Annotated in this window: 12 protein-coding genes and 2 pseudogenes; 5 read left to right on the top strand and 9 right to left on the bottom strand. The window is 42.4% G+C overall.

What is annotated here, in order from left to right; translation table 11 throughout:
* Window positions 1-370 precede the first annotated feature (370 nt).
* The 5 genes from HWQ58_RS07815 to HWQ58_RS07795 all read right to left on the bottom strand — a co-directional run bounded on the left by HWQ58_RS07815 (window position 371) and on the right by HWQ58_RS07795 (window position 11,611).
* Window positions 371-6,196 carry a response regulator gene (locus HWQ58_RS07815; protein WP_292859929.1) on the bottom strand — a complete coding sequence of 1,942 codons (5,826 nt, stop codon included), beginning with the start codon at window positions 6,194-6,196 and terminating at the stop codon, window positions 371-373.
* 89 nt (window positions 6,197-6,285) lie between these two features.
* Window positions 6,286-9,231, bottom strand: a complete 2,946-nt coding sequence (locus HWQ58_RS07810; RefSeq protein ID WP_292859926.1) for a methyl-accepting chemotaxis protein — start codon at window positions 9,229-9,231, stop codon at window positions 6,286-6,288.
* Between the two features lie 14 nt (window positions 9,232-9,245).
* Window positions 9,246-9,776: a chemotaxis protein CheW gene (locus tag HWQ58_RS07805; protein ID WP_292859923.1), complete on the bottom strand. Its 531-nt coding sequence runs from the start codon at window positions 9,774-9,776 to the stop codon at window positions 9,246-9,248.
* Between the two features lie 13 nt (window positions 9,777-9,789).
* Window positions 9,790-10,155 (bottom strand): response regulator, encoded by a 366-nt coding sequence (locus HWQ58_RS07800; RefSeq protein ID WP_069073698.1) that lies wholly within the window; start codon window positions 10,153-10,155, stop codon window positions 9,790-9,792.
* A 277-nt stretch (window positions 10,156-10,432) separates the two neighbouring features.
* A complete protein-coding gene (locus HWQ58_RS07795) occupies window positions 10,433-11,611 on the bottom strand; it encodes a response regulator (RefSeq protein WP_292859920.1) in 1,179 nt (392 codons plus the stop codon).
* 383 nt (window positions 11,612-11,994) lie between these two features.
* Here HWQ58_RS07795 and hmpF point away from each other — a divergent pair, with 383 nt between their 5' ends.
* Entirely contained in the window at window positions 11,995-13,755 is a 1,761-nt protein-coding gene (gene hmpF / locus HWQ58_RS07790) for a pilus motility taxis protein HmpF (protein WP_292859918.1), read from the top strand.
* Between the two features lie 56 nt (window positions 13,756-13,811).
* Here hmpF and HWQ58_RS07785 read toward each other — a convergent pair whose 3' ends face one another.
* From HWQ58_RS07785 to HWQ58_RS07770, 4 genes are all read right to left on the bottom strand, one after another.
* Window positions 13,812-14,111 (bottom strand): hypothetical protein, encoded by a 300-nt coding sequence (locus tag HWQ58_RS07785; RefSeq protein WP_292859916.1) that lies wholly within the window; start codon window positions 14,109-14,111, stop codon window positions 13,812-13,814.
* Between the two features lie 85 nt (window positions 14,112-14,196).
* Window positions 14,197-14,496, bottom strand: a complete 300-nt coding sequence (locus HWQ58_RS07780; protein ID WP_292859913.1) for a type II toxin-antitoxin system HigB family toxin — start codon at window positions 14,494-14,496, stop codon at window positions 14,197-14,199.
* A 30-nt stretch (window positions 14,497-14,526) separates the two neighbouring features.
* Window positions 14,527-15,522, bottom strand: a complete 996-nt coding sequence (gene tilS, locus HWQ58_RS07775; protein ID WP_292859910.1) for a tRNA lysidine(34) synthetase TilS — start codon at window positions 15,520-15,522, stop codon at window positions 14,527-14,529.
* 68 nt (window positions 15,523-15,590) lie between these two features.
* The gene (locus HWQ58_RS07770; protein ID WP_292859907.1) at window positions 15,591-15,932 is read right to left on the bottom strand and encodes a KGK domain-containing protein; all 342 of its coding nucleotides are present in this window, start codon (window positions 15,930-15,932) and stop codon (window positions 15,591-15,593) included.
* A 409-nt stretch (window positions 15,933-16,341) separates the two neighbouring features.
* On the opposite strand from HWQ58_RS07770, the pseudogene nrdJ (HWQ58_RS07765) reads away from it, so the two are divergent.
* From nrdJ (HWQ58_RS07765) to HWQ58_RS07750, 4 genes and pseudogenes are all read left to right on the top strand, one after another.
* A pseudogene (gene nrdJ / locus HWQ58_RS07765) lies at window positions 16,342-17,568 on the top strand (ribonucleoside-triphosphate reductase, adenosylcobalamin-dependent); the annotation flags it as partial.
* A 332-nt stretch (window positions 17,569-17,900) separates the two neighbouring features.
* Window positions 17,901-18,974: pseudogene (gene nrdJ, locus HWQ58_RS07760) on the top strand (ribonucleoside-triphosphate reductase, adenosylcobalamin-dependent); the annotation flags it as partial.
* Between the two features lie 207 nt (window positions 18,975-19,181).
* Complete coding sequence (locus HWQ58_RS07755) at window positions 19,182-19,403, top strand: hypothetical protein (RefSeq protein WP_292859904.1); 222 nt, start codon at window positions 19,182-19,184, stop codon at window positions 19,401-19,403.
* Window positions 19,404-19,740: 337 nt separating this feature from the next.
* Window positions 19,741-20,385 carry a Type 1 glutamine amidotransferase-like domain-containing protein gene (locus HWQ58_RS07750; protein ID WP_292859901.1) on the top strand — a complete coding sequence of 215 codons (645 nt, stop codon included), beginning with the start codon at window positions 19,741-19,743 and terminating at the stop codon, window positions 20,383-20,385.
* Window positions 20,386-20,643 lie beyond the last annotated feature (258 nt).

Below are 20,643 nucleotides of genomic sequence, written 5' to 3'. Positions count from 1 at the left end.
TTGATAGACCCCTGACATTGGATATCCCTCTTCTCATTAAATCTTATTATCTCATCTGTAGCCAGCTTTTAGAGAATTAGTATAAGTCCCCCACAAAAGGAAGAGTGGAAAGCGTTGGTGGCGGGTTTAAATCCCCCACCATACGCTTGGTCACTGGTCACTGGTCACTGATCACTGTTCACTGTTTTAATTTCAGCCGATTTGGCATTGAACTGTTCAGCCAAGTCCGTCACGTCATAGCCATGCCGAGTGAGAGTCGGTTCCAAATCATCAATTTGCTTCGACAGCAACGACTAGTCAACGTACCCTGGCGCGGTTGGATAAAGCCATTTGGTGTATCCATCCCAAATTCTTCAATCTTTTGGTTGATTTAGCTAACGAGTTTCTCTCCTTTCAGCATCCGCGCTGCAGCTTCAAGTAGAGCTTCTTCGAGATAAGGCTTGGTAAAGTAGCCACTAGCACCGAGTTGAGCTGCAATTTGTCTGTGTTTGTCTGCACCCCGCGAAGTGAGCATAGCGATCGGTAAGTGGTTGAGGTTGGAGTCTTTCTGGATGCGAGAGAGTAACTCTAGACCATCGCAGCGGGGCATTTCGATGTCGCAAAATACGATATCGCAAGGCAGACCGGAGCGGAGTTTATCCCAAGCTTCCTGACCGTCACGCGCTTGTTCTACGCGATAACCTGCCTTATTAAACGTTAGGGAGAGCAGTTCTCGGACTGTAATCGAGTCATCAACAATCAGCACTGTCGGGTCAATCTTTGTAGGAGAGGTATCTGGGGGAGTAGTTTTCTGTTGCCAAGAACTGCCACCAATTTGTGTAGAAATTCGTCCCTGGAAGATGTCAATTATTTCCAGTACGTCAGCAATGGGCATAATCCGACCATCACCCAAGACTGTAGCACCAGCTACACCAATGGGTTTAGGTGCTGGCCCTTCAAATTGCTTAATTACAATTTCTTGTTCGCTTAACACCAGGTCAATCTGTAGAGCAATTAGGGTATTTGCCGATCGCACCACAACTACAGAAACCATATCATCATCTCTGGTGCCGCCATAGACATTACCACGACTGATTTGGCGATTGAAGGTTAAAAGTTCCTTCAGGGGTCGGAATGGTAGCACTGTATCGCGCCAGGAAATAAATGATTGCCCATTGGCATCGTGCTGAATATTTTTGACTGGTATATCTAGCGTATCTTCTACACCGTCCATCGGGAAGGCAATTCTGGCGCGATCGGAGACGCAGCAGAGAGCTTTACAAATACTCAGAGTTAGAGGTAGACGAATGGTAAAGGTGGTTCCCTTGCCGATCGCAGAATCGGTGTTCACTGTTCCCCGAATTTCGCTAATTTCGGAGCGTACTACGTCCATACCCACACCACGACCAGAAATTTCATCTGCCTGGTCTTTGATTGTAAAACCAGACTGGAACAGCAGATCGTAGACTTCCAGACGAGACATAGCTTTTGCCTGCGCTTCTGTAATCATGCCAATCTTCACCGCTTTAGCCTTAACCCTTGCGGAATCGATACCTGCACCATCATCGCCTACAGATATGATCGTTTGGTTGCCTTGGTGGAAGGCACGGATAGTAATAATTCCTACAGGTGGTTTACTAGCAGCTTGCCTCTCTTCTGGCGTTTCAATACCGTGAGCGATCGCATTATTCAGCATGTGAGTCAGTGGATCGGTAAGATGATCCAAAATCATCTTGTCAATTAAGGTATCACCACCTTCGATCACCAACTCTACTTGTTTGCCACACTTAATGGCGTTGTCGCGCACTCCTCGCCGCCAGCGATCAATAGTTTGAGCAAAAGGCACCATTCGCGCTCTAGTTAATCCCTCTTGTAACTGGGTGGTTACTTGGCGGAACTGCCTGGCGACTCGTTCGGTTTCTTCAGTAACAAAATCAATGTCACTAGCCGACTCCCGCACGCGTACAATCCGCTCAATCATCTGCTGTGAGAGTGTATGAAAGGGAGTAAAACGATCCATTTCTAGCTCGCTAAAACCCCGATCAACATTGGAATCAGAGGCTTGTAAGTCGGGGTCTTTCTTTTTGCGTCCAGCTAACAGAGACGCTTCTAGTAGCGATCGCTCGTACAACTCCTGCATCCTTGCGCCCACATCCGAGAGTTGTTGTACCTGAATCAGCAAGTTATCTAATGACTGTCGCAGTCGTTCATGATCCTGCTCTAAGGTATTGCGGTTTACCACCAATTCCCCAACTAAATTACTCATATCGTCCAGTTGCTTAACTGGAACCTTCATCGTTTCTTCAAATCTCGCAGCCCGACGAGTAGAGGGACGGGTAGCTTGGCTGGTGTTCGATTTTACTACAGTTGAATGGGATATTGTTTGATTCGCTTCTGCCAGCAACTTCTCTAAGTCACCAAATTCATCTTTGATGGCTGGTGATGGAATAGCGTTTTTAGCTAAGACTGGTTGAGTGTTGAAGGGCTGGCGTTGGCCTAACCCGTCGTAGACATCGCTATTGTTATCTGTACTTAGCAATTCTTCCAGGGCAGCAAAATCTACTTCTGGTATCTTCTTAGCTTTGGGGATGGGTGCTACGTCCTCTCCTAATAATGCTGCCAAGTCTGCAAATTCATCTTCTTGAGCAACTATTTCAGTGGTTTCTGTAAACAATAAATTATTTTTAACAACTGTGTTTTCTCTTAGATCAAAGGTAGTTTCTAAATTATTATTTTCCTCAGTTTCTAAAACTTCTGGGCTTGTCTGGGCTGAATCTGAAGTTTCTCCAAAACTGATAGTTTCTGATAGCTCATCCACAGTATTCTCTGTGGTGTCCATCTGAATATAGGTGGAATTATTTGTCGTGATATCTTCAAAAAACAGTTGTGGATTTTCATCGAAAGAGCCGAACAAATCACCTGGCTGTGATTCGGGTGATGCTGAATTTGAATTTTCCTCAAAACTGACCGTTTCTGATACATCCACAGTATTCTCTGTGGTGTCCATCTGAATATAGGTCAATTCATTTATCGCGACATTTTCAGAGTCAAACAAATCAAATAGCTGTGCTTGGGATGATGCTGAATCTGAAGTTTCCCCTAAACTGATAGTTTCTGATACATCCCCAGTATTTTCTGTGGTGTCCATCTGAATATAGGTCAATTCATTTATCGCGACATCTTCAAACAGCAGTTGTGGATTTTCCTCGAAATAACCGAACAAATCATTTGGCTGTTCTTCGGGTGATGCTGAATCTGAAGTTTCCCCTAAACTGATAGTTTCTGATACATCCACAGTATTCTCTGTGGTTTGCATTTGAATATAGGTCAATTCATTTGTCGCGACATCTTCAAACAGCAGTTGTGGATTTTCATCTAAAGAGCCGAACAAATCACCTGGCTGTTCTTTGAGTAATGCTGAATCTGAACTTTCCCTAAAACTGACGGTTTCTGATATTTCATCCACAGTATTCTCTGTGGTTTCCATCTGAATATAGGTCAATTCATTTGTAGCAACATCTTCAAACAGAAATTGCGGATTATCATCAAAAAAGCCTAATGAATTAACTTCCAGATCAACAGCAGATATATCTGGGGTCTGATTAGTAAATTCTGGAACAAAATCTAAAGATTCTGGTTGTTGTGGTCTGAGAATTTCTTCACCCGGATGCTGCGATAACAAAGGCGTTTCCGGCGTGGAGGTATCGTTGATTATAGGAGAAATAGTTAAGCTACTTGATGTAAATTCATCAAATAAATTATCTCCAGAATCTGATGATAATATCAAATCTAGCTGTTCTTGATACTGGAAATTGATATCAAAATCTTCTTCTATATCAAAACTGGCTATAGGCGAAGGTATGGACTGCTGATTATCAGCAAAAATGTCATCAGCCGCCGCAGTAAACAAACTTTCATCTAACGCCGTTTCCACATTCTGCTCAATTAAGGAATCTAATTCGTCCTTTTCCTCTGTGGTTTCCTGATTCCAGAAGTTGCTCAGATCATTTTCGGATTGAGAAAACTCAGGTTCTGTTACTGGAGGTGTATCAAATAAATCACTGATTTCTGGTTCACTTGTCGATAGTTGTGTCTGTTCTTCCATTTCAGCAAACAGGTTGTCCAAAGACAAGTCTGTTGGCTGGGGTAATTCTATGTAGTCACTAGGGGTAATTTCTTCTACCCAATTTGCATTTTTAGTTTCTAAGAATAAATTATCAAAATTATTTTGTTGGTTGATAGATAGTTCCACACTAGCGAACGGCTCAGTTTCTGGTTGAGTGATTTTGCTTGTTGGCAATAGTTCATCATCATCTAACCCCAGTGTCAATAAATCTTCGAGTTCATTATTTTGGACAATTTCGCTAATAGTCTGATTTGTATCACTAGGAATATCAATAAATTCTTGTAAAATTTTGGAAGAAGATAAGTCTAAATTTATCTCAAATTCGTTAATATCGCTCAACTCTAGAGGCGTAGCAGATGTTTGTTGATTTTGTGGTTCTGAATTATCTTTTTCTAGGAAATGGTCGCCAAATAACAAGGATAAATCTTCTGTTGTGGCTGTGCTTGTTAGGTGCAACGCGTTGCTTATATCTTCATTAAAGGAGAGTAAATCAGATAAATCGTTATGAGCCTCTTCAGCCTCAGTGCTGCTCAAATCAATTCCAAAGTCATTGATAGCAACAATATCTAAGGTTTCTTCTTGATGCCAACTTTCATCTAGTTCAGGAGTCTCGCCGTCAAATAAATCAGCAAGGGTATTTAACTCAGCTATTCCTACCTCTGGGCCATTGGGGTCAAGATTCTTACTGATTGGATGTGCTTCGTCATGTGTGGTAAAAGTAAGACTAGTGTTTCTACTTTCATTTAGTGGTGTTCCTTGTAACTGAAGGTAGGGGCGTTCGTCGGAGACGTTGACGTAGCGATCGCTATTATCCTTGTCTAGATTCAGTTCTTCAGTTTTCTGGGCTAACGGCTCGGTGTTACCAGATAGAATTGGCTCTGATTCTGTGAAAGCCGCAGATTGTTCATCAAACAAATCAGGGGTAACTTCTAATAACTCAATTTCTGCAAAGCTCAAAAGTGCTTCTAGTTGCTGACTAATTGCAATTTCGGCTTCTCTACCTTGCAAGACTAATTCTTGAGCTTGTTTGATTTCGGTAATGACAATTTTAGCTAAAGTCAGATAAGTATTTTCGGGATTGCCGATCGCACTGGCTGCTGCTTGACACAAACCACACCACTTGGACAAATTCCAAGTTTCACCAAGTTTGACTAACTGGTGACAGCATTGCTGGAGGTTTTGCCGAGTTGAGGGTGTTGTCGTTTGCTTAAATAATTGCAACATTTCCCGCAGTGTTTGCAGCACTTGGGCTTGGAACTCGCTCCAGTTATTACTTTCTTTCGCAGTGACTGGCGATAGCGCAGTGTTAGCGAGTCCGCGAGCGTCTAGCGCAGTGTTAGCGAGTCCGCGAGCGTCTAGCGCAGTGTTAGCGAGTCCGCGAGCGTCTAGCGCAGTGTTAGCGAGTCCGCGAGCGTCTAGCGCAGTGTTAGCGAGTCCGCGAGCGTCTAGCGCAGTGTTAGCGAGTCCGCGAGCGTCTAGCGCAGCGTTAGCGAGTCCGCGAGCGTCTAGCGTCTCTTGAGGTGTTACCGAGTCTGGAGATTCCTGATGGGTGTCTTCTGCCAGATCGGGAATATCTCGCCGCAGGAAAAGTTCTGTAACTGTGGAGACATTCTCTACAGAGGTTGTAAGTTCTGTTGCGTCAGGACTGCTGGCTGCTCCACTCTTTCCTTGTTCTACAAGTAGTTCCAAATGCTGATACAGCCATTGAAAGACTGGCTCAGTTTCTGACATCAAAGTATTAGCTGCATCTTCAGAAAGACCATAAGGCCCGCTCAAATGCTCTAACAGCGATTTTAGGGTATCAGATACACCAAGAAATAAAGACTCTAACTTTTGGTCAATCTGAACCGGATTATCTTTAAGAACTTTAAAACAATCTTCCAGACGGTGGGAGGTATGCTGGATGCTAGTCAATCCAAGCATGGCCGCTCCTCCTTTGATGGAGTGAGCCGCCCGGAAGACCTCACTGATCATTTCCGGGTCGTTCAGGGTACCCTCTAAATTCAGTAAGCCCTGCTCAATGGTATTCAGGTGATCCCTGGCTTCTTCAATAAAGTAACCCAAAATCCGCTGTTGTTGTTCCGGCAGCATAGTTTTTTAGTCAAGAGTCATTAGTCATTGGTCATTGGTCATTGGTCATTAGTCATTAGCAAATAAAAAGGACAAAGGACAAATGACATTTATCTGGTTTCCATAGTTTCCACTCGGAAACGTTCAACGGAGGCGATCAAGTCACGGGATACACCTACTAAGTGTTGTAGAGCACCTGAAACCCGCTGTGCTTCTTGGGAAGTTTCTTGCGCAGTCAGTTCTACTGATTGCATTACATGAGCGACTGCGCGGGAGGTTTCCGTTTGTTCCACAGTGTCGCTGGTAATAGAGCGCACAAGAATATCGATGCGATTCGCCACTTGAATAATGTTTTCGAGCGATCGCTTGGCATCTTCTGCCAATTTTGTACCTTTAATTACTTGTTGTGTGCCTTCTTCCATTGCGGTCATTACAGAGCCTGTTTCGCTTTGGATTTGCATCACAATTTGTTCAATTTCCTTCAGGGATTTAGCAGATTTATCTGCTAGCTGGCGCACTTCATCTGCGACGATCGCAAACCCGCGCCCTGCTTCTCCGGCTCTTGCCGCCTCAATACTAGCATTGAGTGCTAACAAGTTTGTTCTGGAAGCAATTTGAGAAATCAACGCCACAATTTTAGAAATTTCTTGAGAAGATTCCGCCAACCGCTTCACTTTCCGGGTGGTTTCGGCAACAGTTTCTCGAATTTCTAAAATCCCTGCTACGGTATTTTCTACTGCTTCGCCACCTTTGAGAGCGATCGTACTAGCATCACGAGCAACGGTTTCGGCTTCCCGTGCCGCCTCTGCTACCCGCTGAATCGAGTCGGTCATCACCTGTACAGAATTCAGCGTTACTGCCAACTCTTCTGCTTGCCGCAAAGCATCACTAGATAAAGCTCTCGCAAAGGTTTCGGAGTTGGTTGCACCTTTTGTCACATCCTTCGCTGCCACTTTTACCTGTTGAACGATATCCCGCAGGTTTTGAATTGTCAGGTTAAATGCGTCGGCTACGGCTCCCAGTACATCGGCTGTCACTTCCGCTTGGACTGTTAAATCGCCTCTAGCAGCTCCTTCCACATCATCCAAGAGCCGAATCACCTGACGTTGCAGATTTTCTTTGGCTTCCTCTTGTTCATCGGCTTTGCGTTGGGCTTCACCTGTGGTTGTGAAAATTACCCGCGCCATTTCATTAAAGCCAGTGGCTAAATGCCCCAATTCATCTTCGGAAAACACTGTGGCTTGAGCATTCAAATTTCCTTGACGTACAGCCTCAAACTGAGCTTGCAGATCATCAGTTGTGCGCCGAATTTGTTTAAGCGCCAGATTTCCCATGAAGCCTGCGGTGGCAAAACCTGCAATTCCAGCGGCTAGTGACATTGCCCAACCTGTGTTTCTTACTGATTCTCGTTGTTGGGGTGGCGAAAATGTGGTGGCGACAAAGCTAACTGTGGCTACAACCAGCGCTGAGACTATGCCCACACTTCCAGCAATTAGCCATTGTTTTCGTTCGATGGAAGCATTTTCTAATGGTGCTAACCATCCTTGCTCAATGCTGACATTGGGTTCTAATTTCGAGATATCTGTTTGGCTAAAGACTGGAACGGCTTCATGGGAACCAGTCATTGAGAACAGTTCCTCTTCGCGATCGCTAGGAGGTGCATTACTTAAAAAAGCCTCTGCGCTTTGAAGGCGTCCAGTGTCACTAGTTTCTGCTGGAGCAGAATGCATTGCTGCATCACCGAAGTTAGAATCTCCTTCGATCAGGTCAAACCCTGGAATATTGCCTAAATCGTCAAATTCCTCAAAGTCATCTAAAAACTCGATATTGCTCTTAGAATTTTCTCCATTCAGTATATTGCTTGAATCTTCATAAGAGTTTAAACCATCTGAGCCAAAAGCAGACTCAAATGCTTCCATATCAAAATTCTCATCGTCATCAAACTTATTTTGACTGATGAATTCACCTGACTTCAACTGCTTTTCTTTTCGAGGTAAATTGCTATCAAAAGATGAATCCTTCTCCGGCAAATTCGACTGAAAAGCTGATTCTACTTCCAAATCTGTTGGTGCTAACCAACTATGTGCTTCGGTTTCAGATAAGTTATCTTTACTGCCGTATTCCAACTTATTTGTTGTTGGCGCATTTCTTAATTCTTCTGCAACAATCAGTAAAGTTTCGTCTCCAAAAGGAGATTTTTTATATTCTAAATTCCCAATCTTCTCCTCTGGAAACTTTGGCTCACTCAACAATAATTCAGGAGAGTTATTCTCGCTATTACCAGTTTGTAAATTAGAAGATAAATAGTTATTATTGTCAATAGTTGAATTTCCGTGAGGATAATTTATCTCATGATCTGAGAGTTGACTATTTGCTAATGATTCTTCTAGAATTTCTTCTGAGATACCTTCCTGCCAAAAAGCAGGCAACTCTAATTCTCTGTTATCCTCCCAGTTTTTATTTGACTCTTGTTCCTGTGATTCTTCATTGACGGCAAAAGGGTCATCACCAAAAGGTGTAGAATAATCTGATATTTTTTCTGTTCTAATACTATCTTCTGTGGGTATATCAAATGGGCTTTTTGAAGATATATCTTCAACGCCATTTACACTTTCTTGATACTCTCCAAAAAAGTTCAAATCAAGGTTATCGCTGTCAAACTCCTGGTTAGCACCCAAATCTTCTAATTCTGGTTCGCTATATGCCAGTACATCCGATATCTCTGAAGAATTTATTTCCTCTTGATTTTCTGATGGATCGATCTGCCCACCGAATGACTGTAAATATTGATTGATATTGTCAATTCCATTCTTGGCAAAACCAATAATTTCTTGATCGTTAGTCAAGCCTAATACTTGTTGATATTCTTCTTTTGCTACATCGTACTGCTGTAAAACATAGTAGATGTGACCCCGCAACAAATGGGTATTGGGGTCATCTGGTAAATTTTGCACCACTTGGTCAACTAAAGTGGCCGCAACCTCATAATTTCTTTGAACATAGGCGGTCATCGCCTGTTGATATGTTGGCTCGTAATTATCAATACTTGCTGCCATTTCCTCCTCCAATTTCATCCTGCCCACCTAGCACTCCGTACAATTGCCATTTGATCGAGCAGTCGTAGACACTGGTTATTTTTAGCACCTAATGGCCACTCTCCACATAAAAAGGGAGCCATAGTATCTGGAACACTAGTTGGTGGCATAAGATTCTGGACATCCAACCAGTCCATGCCACCGATTTCCTCTACTGCTAAACCGACTATTGTGTCTTGCTCTTCAATAGCAATCACCGAAATTTCAGCCCTATCCGTGTTTAACACACTTGCTTCCCCCAGAAATTGACCCAAATCGGCCACCCAAATAACTCGACCTCGTAAATTTAGAGTACCCAAAAGTAAAGGAGAAGCATTAGGAATCGGGGTGATTCTATCAGGACTTAGTTCTATTACCTCTCGGATGCCAGTTGCTTGTAGCGCAAACTCCTGATGCGAGGGAATGTAAAACCTCAAATGTAACTCACCTTCAGGACTTTCTACTTGTAATTCTGGTCGAAAGTGGTCTTGACCGCTGCCACTTAAAAAGTCCGGTTTGCTGACCATGTTGTTTTTATCCTTATCCTCGCAGCAGTTGTTTGACTGTTCCTACCAACTCGGTTGGTTGAAACGGTTTGGCTATGTAAGCGTCTGCACCCTGCTTCATGCCCCAGTAGCGATCAAATTCTTCACCTTTAGAAGAACACATAACCACTGGGACATTTTGGGTTTTTGGATCGGATTTTAACCGCCGACAAACTTCGTAGCCGTTCATTCGGGGCATGACAATATCTAATACCACTAAATCTGGAGGTGCTATTTGAATTGCCTCTAATGCTTCTAATCCATCACTAGCATGAGTAACTGTTAGGCCAGTAGCTTTCAGGAGGTCTGTAATCATCTCCCTTTGCGCTATACTGTCTTCCACAATCAGAACTGTGCTCATAAGTGTCTATTTGCCTCCTGATTTAGACGTTCCTAATTGGAACATTCCCTGATTCCTCCGCAAGTATTAACTGTATAAATTAATTTTATGTGCTCACTATTTTACCGGAGATTAACGTTTCACTCAGTTAACTGACTCTGTGATAACATCTTTTAACTCATCTTTTAGTAGATCAACAAATCTTTGATCTGTTTATATGCCCCATAGACTAGGGAGATAGGGGAGATGAGGGAGATGAGGGAGAAATAATTAATGCCCAATGCCCAATGCCCAATTTTCACTGGTTGTTGATATATTTCTCTACGAGCATGAGTAACTCAGTGTCTGTAAAGGGTTTTGTCAAATAATCTGTTGCTCCGACCATCCTAGCTTTGACTCTATCTATAAACCCATCTTTCCCAGTAAGCATGATAATCGGCGTGAGCCGAAATGCTGTTGAATGTCGCAGCATGGCGCAAACCTCGTATCCTTCCAATTCCGACATGGCAATATCGCATAAAATTAAATCCGGTTTGAGTTTAAAAACCAGACTCAGTGCCTCTAAGGGATTGGTAAGAGCGATCGCTTCATAACCTTCTGGTTGTAAGATGGAATTTATAGTCTCACCGATGGCGATCGCATCATCAATACATACTATCCGCTTCATCAGTTTTTTCTTCAATTCCCAGCTCTGTGTGTGTATATCTGGGTAGTTAGTATCTGAATATACTAAATGTAGCCAACTTTGTTGCACATAAGGGTATATTGCCTTAGCGACGGTCAAAATGTCTCGGTTGAGATAGCGAGCTAGTTGTCGCAAGGATGTTTTACCATCAGCCCAATGTTGTAGCTTATTCACGGTTGCTTCTGGTAATGAAGATTGTAGTTGAACTTTGTCAGATAGCACTGGCAATTGTTCTGGAGACTGAATGTGTGGATAGAGTTGCTTCCACTGTTGCAGTTGCTTGGTAATTTTTGTCACAAATGGAGCAATCTCAAAAGTGTTTAATTGCGGGGCAAGTGCCACACCCTGATGGAAAATGAAGTTACCTTGACGTAAACTCAGCAGATCAAAGAGAGTTTCATGCACTAAACCGTAAATGATACTACCAGCTATCTTTGGGTTGATGATATTCCGCTCCAAGAGTGCCCAAAGATAGGCATACTCTGGCGCGTCGGTTGGTGGTAGTGAGACAATTTGTTTGTCGGTAAGTCGTATCTCAACTCGATAATGACGTAAATAATCGCTAATTCTGGATAAACTACTCTCGCCTTCTTGGCAATAGATAATTTGACCATTAAGGAAAAAAACGAACCAAGACTGTTGTTTAGGGCGATAAATGTTTGCTCCATCTCCACCCAGTTTATTGTTCCGGTGAGAGCTATAAGCTTCCACCCATAGTTGCCCAGTTCGCTGTCCCAATTCAATCAATTGCAGAATACTGCAAATATCAATTTCATTTAAATTTCCCTGCATTTAGCTAAAAAGTACTCCTTAGTATTGCTGAATTCTAAATCGTGAATTATGACTTCTTCTTTAAGTACTGATTATGGAGTATTGAAAAGATTTTTACTCTGTTCTGATTTTCATTTGGGAATACATTAAACTATAAACCTTCATCTTTCGTAATACACTTTGACAAAGCTAGTGTTAACACGGAAGTCATCATCACTGTCATCAGTACAAAATATAAAGGCGCGACCAGATCGCTTCTATAAATATCAAGACGTAACATCTTGCGTCTATAGTTTTGTCTGTCTTGTTCTCCTAAACCCTCGTTCAGTAAGACAAGTTAACAGAATTATTAAAGGTATATCTCAAAACACGAACTTTAAGTGCATCAATAAAGGACTAACGGTGTGCTGTATTTAGCAGAAGTACAAAAACAGAAAGGTGGTTTACTTAGTGGCGGTGGCAAAACCGAACTGAAACTGCTAGCTTGTCAGCGAACTGACCAGAATTGGAGTACTGTGTCGGAAGAAGTGATTGCGGCTGAGGAGGCAAGCAAATTAAATGATGGTGCTTTGGTACTGGTTGAACTGAATCCGAATCGTCAAGTGCAGCGGATTCAAGAAGCAGGGCGTCCACTCGTCAACATTTTGCAGAATTTTTCCCGCCAGTTGGAGAAATTTAAGCTCAAGGAAGATGAGATCGATCAGTGGAAACAGTCACTAACGTTTCAGGCACAAGAGTTGAACCGCCGTGAAATGGACATGGAGGTACGCTTAGAACAGCTGCAACAATTGGAGGATGAGGTACAACACCTAGAGGAGCAAAAACAGGAAGTTGACACCTCCCGCCAGGAAATTGAACGATTACAAGCAGAAATTGAGCGCAACCGCCAAGAGTTGGAAGGCGCTTGGGAGCATTTACGGGGTGAGCAGCGTCGCCTAGAGGAACGCCAAGCGGATTTTCAACAAGGGACGGTTTTGGATGAGGAGCAAAGTCGAGTAATGAGTGAGTTACTCGATCGCTTGTCTAGTCGTGTTACTCCTACGGGAACAGTTAGAGAACACCTGCATCTAGCCTTTGAATTGGTCGAAAAGCAGCAAGCTACTCTTACCCCACACTGGCAAAAATTAGAGGAGCAGAAAAATGCGATCGCACAACAGCAAGAAGAAGTTGAGCGCTTATCACAAACCCTTAGCGATCGCCAAAATGCATTGCAACAAGGACAAAATTCTCTAGTTCAGCAAACAGCCCAATTACAAATAAATACAGCAGACCTTACCAGCAAGCAAGAGTATGCTCGGCTCGTCAAAGAGCAGTTACGAAACGCCGAAGAGTTATATCAACAGATGCACTCTTTAGCTGCAACATCTGGTGATGTAGTTCTTGGTAAGCAAGCTGATGTGGAGGCTTTGAATAAAATGCCTTTAGAAGAACTACAAAAGATAGTGCAAGACTTGCAGCATAAGTTAGAAATCGACGCTAGCTTTGTTCACGATCAAGAACAAGAACTGAAATATAAACAAGAAGCTATAGAAGAACTCCAAACTAAATTAAATCACGCATCTGACCATGACCATATCAATTTAGAACTGGAACTAACGGATGAAAAAGACCTTTATCAGATGCTAAATTCCAGTTTGGTGGGACAACGCCGCAATATGCTACAGCACCAGAAGTTTCTCAAGCAACATCAAGCTGTACTGCTACGGCGGCAGGGACGTGCTGTTACTGAAGAAGAAAGTAACAACAAAATTAATTTAGAACCGATTCTGTTACAAATTGAAACCCAGCGACAACAATATTCACAGGAAATTCAAAAGCTGGAACGTGAAATTGAGCAGATTCGTTCTGGTGTTGAGCTAAATCAGGGAATGATTGACAATCAAACTCACGATCTGGATGAAAAGCGCCAGGAACTGAAAGCGATCGAGGAAAATTTGCTATCCTTACGAAGAACAACTGCTGAATACTATGGTCGAGTGAATCTTTATCAAGAAGCACTACAACCAATTCAGGATTCTCTAGATGGATTACGGCAAAAGCTGCAAGGAATTGGAGAATCTTTGGATCAATTCCAGGAAACTGGTGATTATCAAGTCCAAGCGATCGCTCAGTTGCGTCATACTCTCCAGAGTTTAATGCCTCAGCCAGTATTACTAGCGTCTTAACAAGTACTTGGGCTTTAGTCTAGCTAACGTCCAAGTACGAACTATGAGCTTAGTTATTACTCTATAAATAAACTAGAGTCTACATTAAAAAACTCTCCCAACTTACGAGCTTGTTCTATATTTATCTTCTCTTGTCCATTTAAAATATTATCAACCAAATCTTCTGTCCCTAAAACTGATACTAAATCATCTCTACTTCTCTCCGATTCTTCTAAAATAAATAACAACATGGACGCAAGATTATTTTGCCGGCTTGGCTGATAATATTCTTGTTCAAACTTTTCAATCAAAGTAATTAATAACTGATAAAGTTTGTCTTCTTCTGGGGTGCGTTGCCGGTGCATTAAATCTTTCACTATCCCTAAAGCTTACTCATTTTCAGCTTTACTCTTTATAAGTTTGGGAAGATAAACTGTTAATAATTCTTTATATTTATCTGGATTAAAAGTAAGGGTCATTTTTCCAGTTCTCCTTATCATATTCTGCATGGTTGAGGATATATTTAATATAAATTAACTGCCCTTCATAATCTATACTAACAATCAAGGGATATTTATTTCCTTTAATATTGAAAACTGTAAAATTACCAACAGCTTCAGCTTTAGGAAAAACCTGCTGTACTTCAACTAAATTTGACCATTTCGCTTTAGTGGCAACTTTATACCAATTGCTTAATACTTCCTGACAATCTGAATGGGTTTCTGCATATTCTCTTAATATTCTGAGACTAATAATGTACATCGTTCCTGATCACAAAAAGCCTTTAAATAACTATTTCAAACAGATCCAGTCGCCTTCTACTTGAGCGATCGCACCACCAGGAAATGGATCGGTTTGCGATCGGTTGGGCGCTATAATTAAAGCCGTTAATTTTTCGATGTGTTCAAAACTGGGCGCATCAGTCAGTATTTGCTGCAATACCTGACGCATCACCCGACGTTGCAACGCCAATGGTGCTTTCTGCAATACCCGACGATTTAACCTCAAGGGAAGAAAAGAAGTAAGAGAATCTTCTTCATGCCCCATGCACCATGCCTCATCCCGCAATTCCTGGGCAGCTTTTTCTAAATATTCCACTTCTGCTTGTAGAAGTTCTGCTGTTTGGGCTAAGGCTGATTCTACTTGGGGATTGAAATTATTTCGCAAATATGGTAGTAATTCTTGGCGAATACGGTTGCGGGGATATTGCAAATCTTGATTGGTGGAATCTTCCCAAATTGGTAATTTAAATTCTTGACAAAATTGCTCTGTTTGTATTCGAGTAATTTCTAAAAGTGGACGTACTAATATAATGCCTGTAGTTAGAGAGCGTTGCCAAGTTAGGGCTTGTAAACCATTAGCACCAGTACCGCGGATTAAATTATAGAGGAGAGTTTCGGCGCGATCGCTGGCGGTGTGTCCTGTAGCTATATATTGATAATTATTTGCCTGAGCGATCGCACTTAAAGCTTGATAGCGCCAATCGCGTGCAGCAGCTTCACTATTTATCGGCTTGTTCGCTGTTTCTAAATAAAAAGATATATCCCAAGTTTTAGCTAAGTTTTCGACGTGGTTAGCGTTAGCTTCGGAGTCAGAACGCCAGCGATGATCGCAGTGAGCGATACCTAAATCCCATCCCCATTTGGATTGTAAATCTAAAAGTAATTTTATTAAACATAAAGAATCTTGTCCGCCGGAGACAGCGACTAATAGCCGTTGGTTGCGCTCAAATAAGTGGCGCGATCGAATTGTGCGATGTATTTTTGCATGTAGGGGAGTCCATACCATTTTGTTTTTTTTCAGCGCACACAGACACATATAATTTTATATTATATCTGTGTATATAAAATTGGGTATTAGTTTTTACCTTCCTTTAGTTGCTGCCGAAGGTCGTCAAGAGGAGAGTTTTCCTGTTTAATATCTAATCGATTATCTTCGATTTCAGGTTCATCAGGGCAAAATTCTAGACATACTCTAATTTTACCTGTTCGCCATTGTTGACCAGGTATTAAAACACAACATTCAAATCCTTCTCCAAATACTCTTGATCCTGACGAGTTACAGTGTTCTGTCCAAATTTTACTAATTTCCTTTAATAACTGAAAAACTATTTGAGTGCGGGGTAAATTTTCAAATGCTTCTTGATAAAAATGCACAACATCATCATCAGGATTTAGAGGCTCCCATTCATTATTCATAATCAATTTCCTGTAACTAAATTTATAGTTCCCAAGAGACTGGAATTAATTGTTTGGATTTGACTTACAGCCATAACTTATTTAACTATCACTGCTAGTTGAGGGAAAGTAATGAAGAGTCCTGAGTACCATTAGCGGTAGCGGTGCGTTGAGCCAGTACTGAGTAGCGATCATCAGCCTGAAGATGGGGCGATAGAGATAATTTACTTAAAATATATAGTGCTAATTAAAACTTAGTATTTATATTCTACTCAAGGGTAGGTTACATTATACATCATAATTTTTTATTGTAATTAGTGCAGAGTAGAGGTAGCGTAAAGTGGACAATTTGACAATCTTTAATACTCAAACTACTTGGCGTATAGTCATAATCTGTCCGCACGCAAGAAGAACGTAAGACACTTAATATATGGTTCAGAATCTCGAAAGAACACGCCAAAGTGCAAGGTTTCCAGAAACTGCACCGGCTGCTAATCCCGTATTTTTTAGAACTTATAGCCGCCGGACAAAGGCGGGACTAAGGGAAACATGGGATGAGGTATGCAATCGCACTATACTCGGCTTAGTCGAGTTGGGAAAGCTAACTCCAGAAGAAGCTCTCACACTGGATAAGATGCAGCGCAACTTGAAAGCTATGCCTAGTGGGCGCTGGCTCTGGGTTGGTGGTACAGACTGGATAACCAAGCCAAAGAACTTTTCCGGGGCATATAATTGCACCTCTACCAATCTCGAAGACTGGAGTGCCTTCGGGTTAATGATGGATCTGGCAATGATGGGCTGTGGTACTGGAGCCGTCCTAGAACCACAATTTATTAACCAGTTGCCCCTCATTCGCAATCAACTGAATGTCACTGTCCAAGGCGAAATTGGCAGCACTCCTGTCCAGCAGCGGCGTGAATATACTGAAACTCATATAGAAGGCAATAACGTCATTATTCACGTTGGAGATAGCCGTGAAGGTTGGGTTGAATCATATCAAGCCCTATTAGAACTCTCTACTGATGAACAATTTTCAGCAGAAGTTGAAGTATTAGTTGATATCAGCGATGTCCGCACATCAGGAGAAACTCTCAACGGCTTTGGAGGAGTTGCTAATCCTGTAAAATTGCCCGGACTTTATCAGCGTTGTGCATCTATTTTGAATAAAGCTGTAGGACGACAATTAAATTCAGTTGAATGCTGTCTATTAATAGATCAAGCTGCTGTCACAATTGTTGCCGGTAATATTAGGCGATCAGCTGGCATGAGGCAAGGTTCTAGCAAAGATAGTTTGTTCGCCGATGCCAAAGATAACTTATGGCAGCAAGATGAAAACGGCAACTGGCGAATTGATCCAGAGCGTGATGCTCTAAGAATGGCAAATCATACCAGAGTTTTTCACCGCAAGCCAACTTTAGAAGAATGTATTGGTGCTGTCGGCAAACAATATTATAGTGGCGAGGGAGCGATTCAGTGGGCTGGTGAAGCCGTAGCGCGATCAAACATTGATTTGCTGCCAACAGAGGCTGTGAAAGTTAACTTTTTGCAAGCTTATGAACAAGGAACAGCAAAACAATGGTTAAAAGAACGTTATCCAAATCTTGATGCTAATGAGCTAGAACATCGTTTAGCTCGTTACGGTTTAAATCCGTGTGGTAATTGATTTTGCCTCACGTTAAAAACCTCGCAAAAACGGGGAAAGCTGAGATGCTAATCCCGTGGTAATCAAAGGAACTAAAAAGCCTTTGACACCGTACAGCGTAGAGAGTGAAACTAGATGACATCGAAAATTGGTGTCTAGAATATAATCTCTCCAAGAGTGCGGGGGCAGATGTAACAAGTCAAAAGTCAAAAGTCAAAAGTCAAAAGCCAATTTGAACTTTGACTTACCCAAAGGGGATATCACATCTGCAAAATGTACGCGGAGCTACTGCAAATAATCAAGCAGTAGAACTAGGGGATAAAAAGCCTCTAGGGTAACAAAGAAAGGAAATCATCGGTAGTAACTTCCACTGCAATTTGTCTGAGGTTCACCTTAATCAAATTGACCCACATAACTACAAAGAACAAGAGGAGGCTTTCACTGCTGGGGCGCTATCTGTAGCAGCACTTTTAAATCACAAATTCTTGGAACCACGCTATCAATATAGCCGTGAATTAGACCCGATTGTGGGAGTTTCTTTTACGGGTTTATTTGATTTTTTTGTCCATGCTTTTGGTGTTGATTGGCTGCGCTGGTGGGAAGCAGGAAGACCTGCAACTGCACAAGGATTAGCTTTCAAGCGTGAGGAAGAGAAATACCTCAGTTATTGGAGAGATATTGTACATCGGGTGGTTTGGGATTACTGCGATCGCCACAATCTCAAGCGCCCAAATCGTTGCACCACAGTCCAACCCAGTGGTACTAAAGCTTTATTAACTAATGCTAGTTCAGGGTGGCATCCTCCCAAAGCCCAAAGATTCATTCGTCGGATTACCTTCGGCAAAAATGACCCAGTAGCCTTAGCTTGTATTGACTATGGTTACAACGTCATTCCCTCTCAATCAGACAAAGATGAACACGGCAATTTGCTTAACGATCCCTTTGATTCACGAGTGAGTGAATGGCTAGTGGAAATTCCTGTTTCTGTGACTTGGGCTGATTTACCAGGAGCTGATAAAATTGATGTTTCTAAGTTTTCAGTCTTAGCCCAATTTGATTTTGTCCTCCAGGTTCAACGTTGGTACGTTACTCACAACACATCAGCTACTTTGGAACTTCGCTCTGATGAAATCGAGACTTTGGGACAGCGCATTTACGAAACCATCCAGAATGATGAAGGATATATTTCAGCGGCTCTTTTAGCACGTTTTGACGATTTGCAATCATTCCCACGTTTGCCATTTGAACCAATCAATAAATCAACTTACGATCGCTTAACTCAAGAGGTGAAAGCGCGGCGCAAAACAGATGATTTCTGTGCAGTACTAAGCCGCTACGATTTAGGCGAAATGACAGAGGCTGGCCCTAGTGGCTGTGATTCTGATAAGTGTATGTTTCCCGATCAGCAACCAAGCTCATAACGCGAAATGATAAGGGAGTAGGGAGTGGGGGAGATGAAGAAGACAAGGGGGAATTATTGAATAAGTCTCTCCCTTGTCTCCCTCCTCTTCTTCGTCTAGCTTGTCTCTTCTCTATGCCCAATGCCCAATGCCCCATACTCAATCCTTTAACACGTTACGATCAATTAAGAAGTAATAATTTTTTACGGCAGTGCCAGGAGTCTTTTTATGTTCATTGATGAATTGTCACCTATATTCAAAGAATTTACTCAGCATCCAGTCTCATTTGTGGGTGGGTTTTTCTCTGGTGTGCTTCGGCTTAATCTTGCAGATGATCCGGTTAAAAGCTGGCTAGATAAACAGACTCGCTCAAATAGTTACACCAGCAGCACTATAACGGATGCACATAATGGTAAAGCCACTGGCCCTCAGCAGATTTCGATTGACTAAAGACTTCAACCATAGATAGTTGAATTTATTACAAAACAGGGAGTCAGTGCTGCCGTCGGTAGCGCTGACTCCTACTTTCTACAATAATTATTTTATTTTATTTTTTGGAAGTCACTTACTGGTTGATTGGTACCCAGAGCATGAGTGCACCCAGCTGGTCTAACGTGGGGCCGATCTTAAAATTGATATCGTACAGTGTACACTCCGCCCTGAAGTTGCTGAGAGGAATCGAGTGTCAATAGTACCGTTATTTGCCCAAAATAGGCGTGAGCAACACGAGCGGATATGCTGCTGTTGAGCGAACCTATAATCAAATTATTGTTTCAGCCATCGCCTTATGCGACAATTGGTGCTTTATAGCGATCAAGTTATCGCAGCAAATCAGCAGGTGGATTGGTATCTGCTTCAACTATTAGGCATGATCGCTGCACGCATTGGCTATATTTCCTCGTCAAGCGATCCAAAACGTCAGTACTTTACGGTAAAACAACAGTACTATCAACAGTATGATCTCGAACTCGCGTTCTACGTTGAACTCGATGTGGCATACAAATCTGACCTTCTCGATCAGTTGTTTGCCTGTGATGCGATTCATTTATCTGGCGGTAATACCTATTACTTCTTATACTGGCTCCAGCAACGCGGTTTAATGGAGCGGCTTCAGCACTATGCTCTCCATCAAGGCGTGTTAATTGGCATTTCGGCTGGGGCAATTATGATGACACCGGAGATAGCCTCGGCGCGGCTGTGTGGTGATCCGCCGTATGCACCGCTTACTACCCACCAGGGATTAGGTCTAGTAGATTTTGCGTTTGTGCCGCATGTGCAGGATACACGAGAGGACTATGCCCGTATGCAGGAATATGCCAACCACCAGCAACGAGTGCTATACGGCTGTCATGATGGGGATGGGATTGTAGTCGCTGGTAAAACGGTTACGTTGGTTGGCAATGTTGTAAGTATGACACCAAAAAATGCATGAGTTATGCTCCACCGGGTGCGTGTTCGGCGAATATCTGATTGATAGGTCGCCTCTACCGAATGTGTTGAATGATGTTGAGACTTTGATTTTGGCTTGAGGGGTTGAGAAGTTAGCCAGTAAACGTTTCATTAATTTAGAATGGGTGGTTTATGAAAAAAGCACTTGTTCAAAACCTTGCCCCTTGTGGGCAAAAAAAATCCTTATTTCCCAAGGCAGGTAGAAACCCCACCCGCAAGTGGCGTGGCTGTATAAAATGTT

This window comes from Nostoc sp. LPT (assembly GCF_017115165.1).
In the GTDB taxonomy this organism is placed as follows: domain Bacteria; phylum Cyanobacteriota; class Cyanobacteriia; order Cyanobacteriales; family Nostocaceae; genus Nostoc.
Note: the sequence above shows the minus strand (reverse complement) of the source record. Positions and strands in the feature narration are given on the sequence as shown.

Coding starts and splice junctions, on each gene's coding strand:
- HWQ58_RS07770 (WP_292859907.1), bottom strand. CDS start 15,932: ATGAATAATGAATGGGAGCCTCTAAATCCTGATGATGATGTTGTGCAT.
- HWQ58_RS07800 (WP_069073698.1), bottom strand. CDS start 10,155: ATGAGCACAGTTCTGATTGTGGAAGACAGTATAGCGCAAAGGGAGATG.
- HWQ58_RS07805 (WP_292859923.1), bottom strand. CDS start 9,776: ATGGTCAGCAAACCGGACTTTTTAAGTGGCAGCGGTCAAGACCACTTT.
- HWQ58_RS07780 (WP_292859913.1), bottom strand. CDS start 14,496: ATGTACATTATTAGTCTCAGAATATTAAGAGAATATGCAGAAACCCAT.
- HWQ58_RS07755 (WP_292859904.1), top strand. CDS start 19,182: ATGTTCATTGATGAATTGTCACCTATATTCAAAGAATTTACTCAGCAT.
- HWQ58_RS07795 (WP_292859920.1), bottom strand. CDS start 11,611: ATGCAGGGAAATTTAAATGAAATTGATATTTGCAGTATTCTGCAATTG.
- HWQ58_RS07810 (WP_292859926.1), bottom strand. CDS start 9,231: ATGGCAGCAAGTATTGATAATTACGAGCCAACATATCAACAGGCGATG.
- HWQ58_RS07750 (WP_292859901.1), top strand. CDS start 19,741: ATGCGACAATTGGTGCTTTATAGCGATCAAGTTATCGCAGCAAATCAG.
- tilS (WP_292859910.1), bottom strand. CDS start 15,522: ATGGTATGGACTCCCCTACATGCAAAAATACATCGCACAATTCGATCG.
- HWQ58_RS07815 (WP_292859929.1), bottom strand. CDS start 6,196: ATGCTGCCGGAACAACAACAGCGGATTTTGGGTTACTTTATTGAAGAA.